Source organism: Pseudarthrobacter chlorophenolicus (assembly GCF_000962805.1).
GTDB classification, from domain to species: Bacteria; Actinomycetota; Actinomycetes; order Actinomycetales; family Micrococcaceae; genus Arthrobacter; species Arthrobacter chlorophenolicus_A.
This window is the reverse complement of the sequence record NZ_JZTW01000005.1, coordinates 112,758-126,987: the sequence shown is the minus strand read 5'-3', so window position 1 is coordinate 126,987 and position 14,230 is coordinate 112,758. Positions and strand designations below refer to the sequence as shown.

The 14,230-nt window shown below is 68.3% G+C and carries 11 protein-coding genes; 5 read left to right on the top strand and 6 right to left on the bottom strand.

Features of this window, described 5'->3' with window-relative positions; translation table 11 throughout:
• Positions 1-207 precede the first annotated feature (207 nt).
• The 3 genes from UC32_RS07390 (at position 208) to UC32_RS07380 (ending at position 3,266) form a co-directional block, all read left to right on the top strand.
• Complete coding sequence (locus UC32_RS07390) at positions 208-1,587, top strand: amino acid permease (RefSeq protein ID WP_045730593.1); 1,380 nt, start codon at positions 208-210, stop codon at positions 1,585-1,587.
• A 107-nt stretch (positions 1,588-1,694) separates the two neighbouring features.
• Positions 1,695-2,522 (top strand): alpha/beta fold hydrolase, encoded by an 828-nt coding sequence (locus UC32_RS07385; protein ID WP_045730667.1) that lies wholly within the window; start codon positions 1,695-1,697, stop codon positions 2,520-2,522.
• Positions 2,523-2,618: 96 nt separating this feature from the next.
• Complete coding sequence (locus tag UC32_RS07380) at positions 2,619-3,266, top strand: phosphoribosyltransferase (RefSeq protein ID WP_200896340.1); 648 nt, start codon at positions 2,619-2,621, stop codon at positions 3,264-3,266.
• A gap of 99 nt (positions 3,267-3,365) precedes the next feature.
• On the opposite strand, the gene UC32_RS07375 is transcribed toward UC32_RS07380, so the two are convergent.
• A complete protein-coding gene (locus tag UC32_RS07375) occupies positions 3,366-4,700 on the bottom strand; it encodes an MFS transporter (protein WP_045730591.1) in 1,335 nt (444 codons plus the stop codon).
• 222 nt (positions 4,701-4,922) lie between these two features.
• On the opposite strand from UC32_RS07375, the gene UC32_RS07370 reads away from it, so the two are divergent.
• A complete protein-coding gene (locus UC32_RS07370; RefSeq protein ID WP_045730590.1) occupies positions 4,923-5,654 on the top strand; it encodes an IclR family transcriptional regulator in 732 nt (243 codons plus the stop codon).
• Positions 5,655-5,694: 40 nt separating this feature from the next.
• Here the strand turns inward: UC32_RS07370 and UC32_RS07365 are convergent, their stop codons facing one another.
• The 4 genes from UC32_RS07365 to UC32_RS07350 form a co-directional block, all read right to left on the bottom strand.
• Positions 5,695-7,047, bottom strand: a complete 1,353-nt coding sequence (locus UC32_RS07365; protein ID WP_082071982.1) for an MFS transporter — start codon at positions 7,045-7,047, stop codon at positions 5,695-5,697.
• Positions 7,048-7,153: 106 nt separating this feature from the next.
• Positions 7,154-10,231: an AAA family ATPase gene (locus tag UC32_RS07360; RefSeq protein WP_045730589.1), complete on the bottom strand. Its 3,078-nt coding sequence runs from the start codon at positions 10,229-10,231 to the stop codon at positions 7,154-7,156.
• The gene (locus tag UC32_RS07355; protein ID WP_045730588.1) at positions 10,228-11,406 is read right to left on the bottom strand and encodes an exonuclease SbcCD subunit D; all 1,179 of its coding nucleotides are present in this window, start codon (positions 11,404-11,406) and stop codon (positions 10,228-10,230) included. The genes UC32_RS07360 and UC32_RS07355 overlap by 4 nt, the downstream gene beginning before the upstream one ends.
• Positions 11,407-11,484: 78 nt before the next feature.
• Entirely contained in the window at positions 11,485-12,441 is a 957-nt protein-coding gene (locus UC32_RS07350) for an MIP/aquaporin family protein (RefSeq protein ID WP_045730587.1), read from the bottom strand.
• Between the two features lie 165 nt (positions 12,442-12,606).
• Between UC32_RS07350 and UC32_RS07345 the strand changes: the two genes are divergently transcribed.
• Positions 12,607-13,689: an ADP-ribosylglycohydrolase family protein gene (locus tag UC32_RS07345; RefSeq protein ID WP_045730586.1), complete on the top strand. Its 1,083-nt coding sequence runs from the start codon at positions 12,607-12,609 to the stop codon at positions 13,687-13,689.
• Here the strand turns inward: UC32_RS07345 and UC32_RS07340 are convergent.
• A complete protein-coding gene (locus UC32_RS07340) occupies positions 13,670-14,146 on the bottom strand; it encodes a DUF4395 domain-containing protein (protein ID WP_045730585.1) in 477 nt (158 codons plus the stop codon). The genes UC32_RS07345 and UC32_RS07340 overlap by 20 nt on opposite strands.
• Positions 14,147-14,230: the final 84 nt, after the last annotated feature.

The following is a 14,230-nucleotide window of genomic DNA, read 5'->3' as shown; positions in this document are numbered from 1 at the left end:
GGTGCCCGCCAGGGCTCCCGCGCTAGTTATAGTCAACTTGACTCAAACTAATTCTACGGCCACGCGGGGCCTGATGGGAAATGTTTCTGCCGGCGCGGCCGGACGCCCGCCGGACCGGCCCGGTGGGCGCGCTCCCGGCGAAGAGAGTAAATTCAAGAGGTCCCACGAGGAACATCACGCCAAACCCCAAGAAGGTTCAACCGCACCATGACGACGAAGTCCGCATCCGTACGCCCGGAACGCCACCTGGGCCACACTATGAAACCCCGCCAGCTGACCATGATGGGCCTGGGCAGCGCCATCGGCGCCGGGCTGTTCCTCGGCTCCGGAGCCGGAGTGCAGGCTGCCGGACCCGCCGTCCTGCTGTCCTATCTCGTAGCGGGCACGCTGATCGTCCTGGTGATGTGGGCACTGGGCGAGATGGCCGCCGCGAATCCCAACAGCGGCGCCTTTTCCGTGTACGCCGAACGCGCGCTGGGGCGCACCGCCGGCGCCACCATTGGCTGGCTGTGGTGGCTGCAGCTGGTGGTGGTCATCGCCGCCGAGGCGCTTGGCGCTGCCGGGCTCCTGTACTCCGTCTGGCCCGTCATTCCCGTCTGGGCGCTGGCACTTGCCTTCATGGTCGCATTCACCGCGATCAACCTTGCCGGCGTACGGAACTTCGGTGAGTTCGAGTTCTGGTTCGCCATCCTGAAGGTGGCCGCCATCGTGCTCTTCCTGGCAGTAGGTGCCGCCCTCCTCCTGGGCGTCCTCCCGGACGTCGCGTCGCCGGGAATGTCCAACATCACCTCAGACTTCGCCCCGCAGGGTCTCGGCGGGGTGGCCGCCGCACTGTTCGTGGTGATCTTCGCGTTCGGCGGCACGGAGATCGTTTCGGTGGCTGCTGCCGAAACCCAGGACCCCGAGCGCAGCGTGGGCAGGGCCATCCGCACGGTAGTCTGGCGCATCCTCGTCTTCTACATCGGCTCCGTTTTCGTCATTGCCGCGGTCCTTCCGGCCACCTCCGAAAGCCTGGCGTCGCCCTTCGCCGGGGTCCTGGACGCCGCCCGGATCCCCGGTGCGGCAACGGCGATCACCCTGGTTGCCGTCGTCGCGCTCCTGTCCGCACTCAATGCCAATCTTTACGGCGCCTCCCGGATGGCCTACTCGCTCGCGGAGCGGGGCGAGGCGCCGAAGTTCCTGACGCGCCTCAGCGGGGCCAGCGTGCCGATGCTCGCCGTGGCCGTGTCCGTGGCGTTCGGTTTTGTGGCCACCGTCCTGGAACTGCTCTTCCCGGACAAAGTCCTTCCCGCGCTCTTCCAGCTGGTGGGTTCAACCTGCCTGGTGGTGTGGGGCAGCGCGCTGGTGTCCCAGCTGATCCTCCGGCGCCGGGCCGCCCGGGACGGCGCTCCGCTTCCGCTGAGGATGAAGGGGTTCCCCGCATTGACGGTCCTCGGGCTCGTCCTGCTGGGGCTGATCTTTGCGGTGGGCTTCAGCGCCGGGGAAAGCCGGGTGCAGCTGTTCAGCACCTTTGCGCTGATCGCGGGAATTGCCTTGGCCTGCGCCGCAGGTGCCCGGATCCAGGGCCGCCGCCGCCAGTCCGAATGACTTGAAGTATCCTGCAGCCCGGCCGGTAGAGTGGCTTGTACTTCGGCGGCCCCGCACGATCCGTGCGGACCTCCGCCACCGTGTTCGAGTTGATGAGGACTGACACCATGAGCGGCAGGCACACCGGCCAACAGCATGCGCACACCGTGGAGGGCACGGACCCCCAACTGTTCGTGGCGGTGCATGACCCCGCTGACGATGCCGGGTTGCGGCCTGTCCTCCTGCTGCACGGCTTCTCCTCCTCGGGGAAACTCAACTGGGAGGACACCGGCTGGGTGGGCGCACTCCTGGAGGCCGGCCGCCGCGTGATCACGGTGGACCTGCCAGGCCACGGCCGCAGCGGCGCGCCGGAGGACCGCGATTCGTACTCCCCCAGCCGCATCCGCGCCGATCTGCTGCAGACAGCGTTCGACGCCGGTGTCCGGCCCCTGCAGGAGGGCGATCCTTCCAGCGGACTCGACGTCGTGGGTTACTCGCTGGGATCGCGGCTGGCGTGGGAATTCGCTTCCACGCAGCCCGAGATCGTCCACCGCCTGGTGCTCGGCGGACCCAACATCTCCGATCCGCTGGCCGAGTTCGACCTGACGGCCGCCCAGGACTACCTGGCCGACGGTACGCCGATTGCCGATGGGTCCACCGCGCAGCTGCTGAAGATGGCGCTGCTGCTGCCCACCAATAACATCTTTGCGTTGCTCACTCTCGTGGAGGCCATCAAGGCCGAGCCCTACGATCCCGCCGAAGCCGTCCCCCATGTGCCGATGCTCCTGGTAGCCGGCGACCAGGACGAACGGATCGGCAGCCTCCCTAAACTCGCCGAGCTGGCCAACAGCACCGGAGGCATGGCCGAGCAGCTGGTCCTGCCTGGCCGGAACCACACCAATGCCGTCACCAGCAGGGCCTTCAAACAGGCGGCCATCGCCTTCCTCGCGGTCTGAGGTTCCAGGCACCCTGATTGCCACCGGAACCTGAAGATCCCGGCGGGTGCCGGCGGTAGGCTGGAATCACAGGGCCGGAAGAGCCTGGAGGGGCAGATGGGTACGCGATTCGAAGACCGAACCGAGGCAGGTGAGCGCCTCGCTGCCGCGCTGACCCAATTCCGGGAGCGGCCCGGCACTGTGGTCCTGGGCCTGGCCCGCGGCGGGATTCCGGTGGCTGCGGCCGTGGCCAAGGCGCTCTACCTTCCGCTGGGGACAGTCCTGGTCCGGAAGCTGGGCATTCCGGGCCATGAGGAGACCGCGTACGGAGCACTGGCGTGGGCACGCGGCCGGACCGTCAGGCTGGTGAACAAACCGCTGGTGGACCGGGTGCTGGAACACGGCGTGCGTCGCGAATGGCTGGACGAGGTGGAAGAGCGCGAGCGTGCCGAGCTGCACCGCCGGGTGGACCTTTATCCCGGAACGTCCATGGACCTGGCCGGAAAGACCGTGCTGCTGGTGGATGACGGCCTGGCCACCGGCGCCACCATGCGGGCAGCCGTGGAAGCGGTCCGCGAGGGCGGCGCTGCCGTGGTGGTGGCCGCAGCTCCAGTGGGTTCGATCGAAGCCGAGGCGTCAGTGGAACGCGTCTGCGACGCCGTCATCTGCCTGCACCTGCCGGGCAAGTTCCGGGCCGTGGGCAGTTTCTACCGGCACTTCGAACAGCTGTCAGATGACACCGCCATCGAGTACCTCAGCCAATAGCAGCGGCGGGCCGGACGCATTGTCCGGCCCGCCGTCGCGGTCGTTTCCTGGATCCACGCCGTCAGGGCTGCCAAGCCGGGCGTGGTTCGGGATTGCTGGTCAGTGGTGGGCGCTGACGCCCAGCGGGCGTCCCTTCGTCTCCTTGGCCAGCACTACCCCGATGGCGGAGATGACGCACAGCACCATGATGTAGATGCCAATGGACCCGGCCCACTTGGTGCTCTGCAGCAGTGTTTCGGCGATAGTGGCCGCAAACGCGCCGCCCAGGATGGCGCCGAACGCGTAGCCGATCGAGATGCCGGAGTACCGGACGTTGGCCGGGAACATTTCGGCGTACATGGCGGACATGGGCCCGTAGGAGAGTCCAAGCCCGATGGTGAGGACGAACAGTGCAACCCCGTAGAGCCAGATGTTCTTGGTGTCGATCAGGGCGAACATGGGCAGCATCCAGGCGAACACGATGGCGTAGCCTGCCAGGAAGGTCTTGACCCGGCCAATCTTGTCGGAAAGCCAGCCGCCCACCAACGTGAAGATGAGCCAGCCGAATGATGCCAGGGTGGTGGCCAGCAGGATCTGCGGGGTGGGCATCTTGAGCGTCCTGGTGGCGTAGGAGATGAAGAACGCGATCAGCAGGTACCCGGCGGCATTGTTCCCGATGAAGATCAGGGTGGAGTACAGGACCGGGAGCTTGTGGTTGCGGATGAGTTCGCCCAGCGGCGCCTTGCTTTCCTTCTTCCGCAGCGCCATCTCCTGGAACACGGGGCTCTCGGCCACAGCGCGGCGGATCAGGTACCCCACCACAATGAGGACAATCGACAGCAGGAACGGGACGCGCCAGCCCCAGGCAGCGAAGTCTTCCTTGGACATGCTGCTGTTGAGGAAGAAGAGCAGGCCGGTGGCCAGGATCATGCCGACAGGAACGCCGATCTGCGGGTAGGCGCCGAACAGGCCACGCTTGTTCAAGGGTGCATGCTCGACGGCCATGAGGGCCGCGCCGCCCCATTCGCCGCCCGCGGAGAAGCCCTGGATGACACGCAGCAGGATCAGCAGGACCGGAGCCCAGGCGCCGATCTGGGCGTAGGTGGGAAGCATGCCGATGAGCGCCGTTGCCGCACCCATCATGACCAGGGTGAACACCAGCATCGCCTTCCGGCCCATCCGGTCACCGAGGTGGCCGGCGATGACAGCGCCGAGCGGGCGGAAGAGGAAGCTGATGCCGATCAGCGCGAAGGAGAGGATCTGCGCCAGCCCGGGATTGGACTCGTTCAGCGGGGCCAGGAACAGCGGGGAAAGGAGCGTTGCCGTCAGCTGCGCAAAGATGAAGAAGTCGTACCACTCGATGGTGGTACCGACGAGAGTGCCCGCAAGGACCTTGCGCTCCTCCCTCCGTGTGCTGGGACCGGTGAGTGTATCCACCTGGGAAGGTGTGGTCATTGAAACTCCATTGTTCATTGGCGGCATTGCACCGCCGGACGCCTTCAAGGATTACCGACAGAACGGTCAGTTAGTTAGTAGCGTACTACGGAAATTGTGATACGCGACACGGTAAGGTCGAATTTTGCGGTGAACGGCGGAATGCTGTTTGAGTTCCATATATGAACGGCAAGTTCCCATAAAGGACAGTCCCACCCGCTCGGCGCGCCTAGGATGGACTCCATGACTTCCACCGCAGCCGCCCCGGCAGGACCGGGAGCCCAGGCTTCGCCCTCCCAGACTCTCTCGCGCGGCATTCGCGCCCTTGAGATCCTGGCAGCTGCACCCGGCCCCATGACCATTGCCGAACTGGCCGATGCCATGGGAGTCCACCGGTCGGTGGCCTACCGGATCCTGCGCACGCTCGAGGACCATTCACTGCTGGTGCGGGACGATGCCGGCAAGGTGCAGCCCGGCCCCGGCCTGGCGGTCCTGGCCCGGGGGGTGTCGCGAAACCTCCAGTCCGCCGCGCTCCCGGAGCTCACGCACCTTGCAAACACCCTCGATATGACGGCGTTCATCGCCGTCTGGGACCATCATGACTGCATCACGCTGGTTACCGTCGAGCCGCGGCACTCGGGCGCCACGGTGGCCCAGCACCCCGGCACAAGGCATCCCATCAACGCCGGGGCACCGGGCATCGCCATCCAGTCAGCGTTCACCCAGGCCGAATGGGACAGGCTGGACACCGGCACGGCCTACCGGCAGGAGGCCGGCAATGCCCGCCGGCTGGGCTACTCGGCAAGCCACGACGAGGTTATTGCGGGGGTTTCCTCCTTGGCGGCCCCCATCAGGGTCCCGGGAAGCCGGCCCGCCGCCCTGGCCGTCGTCTACATCCGTTCCGCCCACGATCCCGCGGCCGTGGGTGCCGCTCTGGCGGGGAGCGCGGCGAGGATCCAGGAGCAGTTGGCCTGACCCGTCCGGCCGTGCTTGCGCCTCCGGACCCGAAGCCGCGTCAGCCGAGGCTGCCGGTTCCGCGCTTTCCAAGCACGACGGCGGCAGCGGCGCCCAGCAGTGCCAGCAGCATGGACGCTGCAATGGGGACCAGGAACGCAAGGTGATGGCCGCCCGCCTCTGCGAGGTAGCCACCGATGGCTGAACCCAGTGCCGTGCCGGCCACGATGCCGCTGGCCAAGGCGGTCATGACCGTCCCCAGCCGGCCGGCGGGTGCCAGGACGCCGCCTGCCGTGAAAACTGTCACCATGACCGGACCTACCGGGATCCCCAGGACCAGCAGCACGGCCACCATGGCGGCCAGCGAATCCGGCAGCAGCAGGAGCAGTGACAGGAGCGCCATCAGCACGGCGGACACGATCCATCGCCGGGGCAGGGTGAAGGTGCGCGGCCAGTAGGCCACCGAGAGTGCCGCGGCGGCGGAGCTCAAGCCCACAGCCGCGTACAGCAGGCCGGCAATTTCCGGTCCCGCGAACGGCGCAGAGAACGAGCTGAGGGCTGCCTGCGTCGAACCGAAGAACGTTCCCATGCAGACCATGGCGGCGACAGGGAGGACGACGGCGGCCGGCAGCCTTCCGGCCCGGGCGGCCGGCTGCCCCGTAACTGCCTTCCGCACGGCGGGCCGCACTGCCCGGTGGGTCGGGTGGGCTGCGAACGCAGGTACCAGCGTTGCCGTCATGGCGGCGGCCAGGGCGAGGGGCAGCCACGGCGCCAGGAGGCTGGCCAGAATTCCCACCAGGGCCGGGCCCAGGACGAACGTGACTTCGTCAGCGGTGCTCTCGTAGGACAGGGCAGTGTCAAGGTCTGTGGCCTGCTGCGACGCCGGACCCTCCGATGCCAGCGCCATCCAACGCACCCGGGCAAGGGGGCCAACCTGCGGGGAACTTGCACCGGAAACCAGCGCCGCCGCGATAACGGCTCCGAACAGTCCACCGGAGGCCACGGAGGTGGTGGCTGCCAGGATCAGGGCCAGGACCGCTACTGTATTGACGATCGCCGCCGTCAGCAGGACGGGCCGCTGTCCCCGCCTGTCGGCGAGCGCACCGAGCACCGGGGCGCCAAGGGCCGAGCCTATGCCCACGGCACCGGCTGCCGTGCCGCCGGCGGCGTAGGACCCGCTGACGGAAGTGACCATCGTGAGGGTGCCCACTGTCAGCATGGCGAGCGGAAGCCGGGCAAAAAGGCCAAGGGGTATGAAGCTTCGGCCGGCCAGCTGGGGAAGCCGGGCAAACCTGCCGGTCCTGGCCGGTTGGGCGACGCCAGAGGCCGGTTGCGGCAGCGGTCCGGGTGCAGTTGATGCCGGGGACGGCGGCGCGGTTGGCGGCGACGTCGGAGAAGGGGTGTGTGAAGTCAATTCCGGGCTCGTTCAAATCGTGCGCATCGTCCCTCCTCCCGATGCGCGCAACCCGGTAATTGAACCATTCTACGCCTGCAGTTGAACCGCGGTCCCCAGCTGCGGGTTAGCCGGCGCCGAGTGCTTCCGAGATCCTCAGCGTGGAGCCTGTCCGGCCCTTGAGCACCTGCAGTTGGGTCCCGATCCGCTGCTTCATCTCGCCGACGTGGCTGACGAGCCCCACCACGCGGCCGCCATCGCGCAGCCCCTCAAGGGCGTCCATGACCTGCTCCAGTGACTGCTCGTCGAGGCTGCCGAAGCCCTCGTCCACAAACAAAGTTTCGATTTCCACTCCCCCGGATTCCTGCTGCACGACGTCAGCAAGGCCCAGCGCCAGGGACAGGGATGCCATGAAGGATTCGCCACCGGACAGGGTAGATGTGTCACGTCGGTGGCCCGTCCATTGGTCCACCACTTCGAGTCCCAGCCCGGACTTGGCTCCGCGGGCCGCTTTTGCGTCAGTGTGCTGCAGCAGGTACCGGCCGTCACTCATCGCCACCAGCCGCTCGGACGCTGCAATGGCAACCTGCTCCAGCCGGGCTGCGAGGACGTAGCTGTTCAGGCTCATCCGATATGTGTTCTCGCCCCTGCCCGCGGCCGCGTCCGCCAGCCCCGCCAACATCCGTGCCCGCTCCGCCGGTTCCCTGGCAGAACCCGCCAACGCGGCGTAGTCCCGGCTGATGGCGGCCAGCGATGCCAGGCACCGTGCGGCCATCCCGGCGGCGAGGTCCGCCTCACGCGCCCGTTCGCGGGCCCCGGCAGCGTCGCTTTCCAGCGCGGCGAGCCGTTCCCCGTTGGGGTCAAACCCGCCGGATTTCTCTTCCGCGGCGCGTACCAGGTCCTCAGCCGCGAACAGCTCCCGCACCCTGGCTGCTTCATCCTGGCCGGCGCGGACTTCGGCCTGGAGCCCGTCGGCGTCGACGCTGTCCAGGAGCTGGCCGCGTGCTTCGTCGGCCGTCGCGAAGCCGGCAGCGGGCAACGCCAGCTCAAGCTGTTCAAGGGCGTCGTCCGCCTGTGACTGCGCCGCTGTCAGTGCGGCCTGAGCTGCCACGGCCTTGTCGAGCACAGCCACCGCGCCCTCCAGCGAGCGCAGCCTCCGGGCCAGGCTGGGACGACCGGCCCGGAGTTCCGAGAGCGCATCGTCCAGTGCAGCGGCCTGTTCAGACACTTCTGCCAGCGAGGACTCTGCCTGTGCCAGCCCCGCATCAATCTCAGCTTTGGCGGCTGCGGCTTCGGCTATTCCGGCGTCCACTGCTTCAAGCTTTCCGCGCACCTCTGAAAGTTCGGCTGCCGCGCGCTCCGCGTCAGCGGCCGCAGTACGCGCCACTCCGGCGGCGGCGAGGGCCTCTTCCTCGGGAGTGTCACCGCCCTGCCCTGCAAGAACGGCCACCGACTGCTCAGCAGTGGCCAGCTCGGCGCCAACCCGGGCAAGGGCGGCGTCCGCAGCCTCGTAGGCATCGTGTGCTGCGTCCTCAGCCTGGGCCATCCCCGGGCCCTGGCTGCCTCCGGCGGCAGGTGCGGGGTGCTCCGCGCTGCCGCACACCGGACAAGGGTCCCCGGCCTGCAGCTGGGCGGCAAGTTCCGCGGCGGCATGGTTGAGCCGCTCCTCCCTCAGGTCCAGCCATTGCTGCTTGGCCTCAAGTTGGCGTCCCCTGGCCGCGTCGCAGCGCAGCTTCACCGCATCGCGCGCCGTGACGGCTGACGCGTGGCGGCGCACCACATCCAGGAGCTCTCCTGCTGAGGCGGCTTCCTTGCTCCGCAGGGCAGCGGTTCCGGCCAGCAGTTCCAACGGCCCCACCCCGGCTTCGAGGCCTGCCCGTTCGTCGAGGAGGGCCGTTGAGCGGATACCGAGCCTGGCTCCGGCTGCCTCCAGCTCTGCCTGTTTCCTGCCAAGGTCGGCGTGACGCTTCCGCAAGGCCTGCAGCCTGTCTTCGTCGGGAAGGCGCGCCTCCACAACGGCCAAGAGGGAACGGAGCCGGCCCAGTTCATCTGCGGCGGGCGCAGTGACGGATGCCGGAAGGGATGCCGCACTGCTTCCGGTTACAGCTGCGTTCATTAGGTCCAACGGCGCCAGCTCGGGGTCGTCGTCAGCGGCAAGGGTGAGGAGCGTCAGTGCCGATTCTGCGGCGCGGGACGCACTGGCGACCCTTGCCGCCGCGCTGTCAACGTTTTTCAGCTGGCCCTGGAGGACTTCGGCTTTGCGGTGCCGCGCCAGGCGGGCCGCAAGTTCCTCCAGCCGGGGAGCTGCAACCGAAACAGCCTCCCGCCGGGCTTCGGCCGCTTCAAGCCTGCGCCGCCGTTCGCGTCGGCCGGTTTCCTCATCGACTGCCAGCGTTCGCACTGCGGCCGCCGCTTCAGCGTCCGCCGCGGATCCGCGGAGTACCTCCAGGCGTTGCGCCACGGCTTTTTGCAGCCACTCCAGCCGATCGGCCGCGTTGTCTGCCGCCAGGGCGCCATCCTCCGCCAACTCCAGGGACGCGGCTTCGGATTCGGCTCGGGCAGTCAGCAGTTCAAGTTGTCCCGAAAGCGCAGCGACACTTTCCCTGGCGGCCAGCGCCTCCCGGGAAAGCTCCTGTTCCAGGGCTTCGAAGCGCTGGGTACCGAAGAGCTTCTGCAGCAACTCGAGCCGGTCAGCTGCCTTCGACCTGAGGAAGGCGGCAAAGTCCCCCTGCGGGAGCATCACTACGCGGGTGAACTGATCGCGGTCCATTCCGAGCAGCGCGGTGATTTCCGCGCCGGCTTCGTCGTTGCGGGCGGACTTTTCCACCCAGGCGCCGTCAACACGTTCCCGCAGGAGGGTCTTTGCCTGCTGCGTGGTAAAGCCGTTCCTGCCGCGCGCGCTCGGCTTGTCCCAGGCGGGTGAGCGGGTGACTTCGAAGCGCCGGCCCTGCGCCGAAAATTCCAGGTTCACCGCAGGTTCCTGCGAGGGCTCGGCATGGTCGCTCCGGAGGCGTTTGCCGTCCTGCCGTGCACCGGGCACAGAGCCGTACAGGGCGAAGCAGATGGCGTCCAGGACGCTGGTCTTGCCCGCACCCGTAGGCCCGTTCAGGAGGAACAGTCCGTGACCGCTGAGCCGGTCAAAATCAACGTCCTCGGTCCCCGCGAAGGGGCCGAAGCCGGAGATGCGGAGGTGGTGGATCCTCACAGGGCCGCCTCCTGGAGCCGGACATTCTCCAGTGCGGCCGCGAGCGCTGCCTTCTCGGCGTCGTCCGGTGTCCGGCCGCGGACGTGTTCGAGGAACCCGCAGCACACTGAGAGGTCGTCCGGGGCTTCGGCGAGCCTGCTGCTGTAGCTGGTGGACACCGCCGGTGCGCCGTTCTGGGGGTCGAAGCCCAGCACCAGGGTGTCCGGGAACCGTGCGCGGAGCCGCTCCATGGCCCGTGCCGGCCGCTGGTCATCCGTGAGTGTGACCTGGCAGTAGGCGTTCTCGGCCCATGCATGCTCCGGTGACTCCAGCAGTTCCGCCAAGGGACCGCGCAGGAGCGCAAGGCGGCGCGGCGCGTCCCACAGCACTTCCTCAACAGCTGTGACGCCGTCCGGCCCGAGATCCACCAGCCAGGCACCTTTGCTGTGGTTGGCTTCGGAGAAGGAATAGGCAAGCGGTGAGCCCGAGTACCGGACCTGCGGCGAAAGGGACTGGCGTCCATGCAGGTGGCCCAGCGCCGTGTAGCTGAAGCCGTCGAACAGGTCCAGCGGGACTGCCCCCACCCCGCCGATGCTGAGTTCCCGTTCACTGTCCGAGCTGATGCCGCCGCTGGCGAACGTGTGCGCCAGGACCACGGAATGGACCGCAGCGGTGCCGGCGCGCCGCGCGATGTCTTCCCGGATCAGGGTGGTGGCGGCGCGGGTGACGTCGAAATGGCTGGCCGCCTCCACACCCAGCTGCTCGGCCACGAGCCGCGGTTCCAGCCAGGGGATCCCGTAGATGGCGGCGACGGCATCCCTGCCGGCAGCATCCGGACCCAGCGGCAGAAGCAGCGGCTTGTCCAGGTCTTCGACGCGTGTGCGCAGGTGCACTCCCCCGCGTTCGAGCAGCCGGGCCGCAAAGCCCAGGCGGATGGCGGAGTCGTGGTTGCCGCTGGTGAGGACCACTTTTGCCCCGGCGTCCGTGATCCCCACGAGGGCCTCATCCAGCAGGCGCACGACGTCGACGCCGGGCAGGGCGCGGTCGTAGACGTCTCCCGAGATCAGGACAACGTCGACCCCGCGCTCCGCCACCGCCGCAACGAGCTGGGTGACGAAGGCACGCTGGGCCTCAAGCATGCCCACGCCGTGGAAAGACCGGCCGAGGTGCCAGTCCGATGTGTGAAGTAACCGCATCTTTCTAAGCTATCGGCTGCCACTGACAGTTTGCGCCAGCGCCGCAAACCGCCAGTGGCATCCCACAGTCAACGGCCCTCAGCCCCGCTTGCCGTCGAAGAACTCCTGGGCCTCGCTCGCGGCGGCTCCGGCGGGCCGGGCCGCTTGGTCCGGCTGCCCCGCGCTGCGTGCTTCTCCGGCGGTGCCGGCTGTGTGGTCCGTGCGGGCCCCCGCAGCAACTCCAGGGTTCCCCTCCGTGGAGGCATCGTCGTCGGACGTGTCCGCTGCGACGGGCGCAGGCACCGGCGCAGCACGGAAGATGCGGAAAAGCAGGCCCGCGACGGCCGCACCCGCAAGGGGCGCCACGAGGAATACCCAAAGCTGCTCAACGGCCCAGCCTGAGCTGAAGACGGCGGACGCCAGCGCCCGGGCGGGGTTGTAGGGCAGGTTTCCCATTGCCTGGCCCAACTGCAGGAGGGCAGCGAAGGTCAGGCCCACCGCAAAGGGCGCGACGACGCCGCCGGCCCGTTCGCGGGCGGCTGCCCCGAGGAAGACTGCCACCACGATGGCTGCGCCCAGCACCTCGAGCAGGAGCACCGCAGCGACGGGCGCCTGGATAATCGAGTGCTCGCCGAAGCCCGCGGTGACGGTATCGAAGGCGGTGCGGCTGTCGGCGATGCCCGGAAGGGTGCGCAGCACCGCGAACAGCACCAGAGCCCCCACCACGGCGCCGGCCAGCTGGGCCACGGCATAGGCAGCTGCCGCACCGGCCCGGATGCGCCCGGCAAGAAGGTGGCCCAGGGTGATGGCCGGGTTGAAGTGGCCGCCGGAAACGTGGCCCACCGCGAGCATCGCCGCTGTCACGGCGAGGCCGGCGGCAAGGGTGGCGGGAAGGGGGCTGGACTGCGGGATGCTGAACAGCGGTACCCCAAGGCCGGCGACGGCGATGAAGAGGCTGCCGAACGCTTCGGCGCCAAGCCTGGGCAGCAGCCCCGGACGGACGGCGTCGGAGGTGCCGGGAAGGGCATCGTGTCGGTCGGGAACGGAAGAGCTCATGATGGGACCTTTGGGTAGGGGCCAGGGGTGCTGCCGCCGGGCAACCCCAGTATTCTTCCAGCTCCGGCTGGGCGTTGGCTGGATACATGCCGGATGCCGGCAGCGTCGCGGGCAGGGAGGGTGCATGCTTTCCGGGCCGCGGCGCGCCCACGGTAGATTTGCAGCATGAGCTTTGACACTGCCGTGCCCGCACTGAAGTCCCGCATCCACGGATGCCTGCTCGGCGGCGCACTCGGCGATTCCCTCGGCTACGAAGTCGAATTCGATCCGATTGCCGATATCCGGCGCCGTTTCGGCCCGGAGGGGCTGAGGGACTTCGCAGCCATCTCCGGCAGTACCCACATCTCCGACGACACGCAGATGACGCTGTATACCGTGGACGGCCTGGTTGAAGCGCTGGAGTGGGCCAACTCGGGATTTGGCGCCGACGTCAACGCGTGCCTGTGGCTGGCCTACCTGCGGTGGCTTGCCACCCAGGGTGAGAATGCCGGGGCTGCGGCACCGGCCCCGCAGCCCCGCTGGATCGACGGGCATGCCGTCCTCCACCAGCGCCGCCACCCCGGCCGGGCCTGCATTTCCGGATTGGCCACCGGAGAAATGGGAACGTCCGCACGGCCCGTGAACCCGGACTCCAAGGGCTGCGGCACCGTCATGCGTTCGGCACCCTTCGGCCTGGTGCCGCATGTAACGCCCGACGCCGTCTATAAGTTGAGTTCCGATGCCGCCGCACTGACGCACGGGCACCCTTCGGCGCGGCAAAGCGCCGGGGTGTTCAGCCTCCTGATCCACCGCCTCATCTCCGGCGAAGCCCTGCCCGATGCGGCCGCCGCGGTGGCGGCCCACGCCGCCGGCATCACCGGTGTGGCGCCGGAACTGCCGGGACGCCTAAACGCGGCAGTGCGGCTCGCGGACAAAGGTATCGTCTCGCCCGAGGAACTCGTCGCGGAACTTGGCGAGGGCTGGGTTGCGGAGGAAGCGCTCGCCGTCGGCCTTTACGCCGTCCTCGCCACCCGCCCCGCCGATGACGCAGCCGGGGACGCTCCGGTGCACCATTTCCGGGAGGCGGTGGCGTTGGCCGTGAACCACAGCGGCGACAGCGACTCGACGGGCTCCGTGGCGGGGAACATCCTGGGCGCCTACTATGGCGAGGCGTGCCTGCCGGCAGAGTGGCTTGAGGTTCTTGAGGCTCCGGAAGTGATCCGGGGCATGGCGGACCTCCTGGTGGGGGTCACAACCGGCGAAGGCTGATGTTGTTGCACGCTTCGCAGACGTCCTCCGGGATCAGCCCGCGGCGCTGAAGCCAGCCGAAGATCACGCAGCCCAGGCAGATCGCCAGGAATGCCTCCAGCGAAGCCGCCACGATCAGGAGGCCCAGGACAGCCCACGACGCCGGTACGGCACCGGCGAGGAACAGGACGAGCGCCGCGGTGGACACCACCGCGCCCATCCCCTGGGCGAAACGCTTGGGAGGTCCGGCCACGAGCTTGACCCTGCCCAGCCGCGGCGTAATGACCTTCACGGACAGCAACGCCAGCGGTGAGATCCGGGGGCCGAACAGCAGCCTCAGCCAGAATCCCGCGGCGATGGCAGCCAAACCCCACACGGAACCGCTCAGAGCTGTGCCCACCGCGGCGAGCACCACCAGTCCGGCCGTGACCCGGGCCGCATACTCGTTGACGGGGTTGGGGAACGCGAAGAGGCTCATGGTGCAAGGCTAGAATCGGGCCGCCACCGCGAGGAAGGATTGTTGCGTCCCGTGAACTTTCCGCCGGTGCGGCAACGCCGCTTC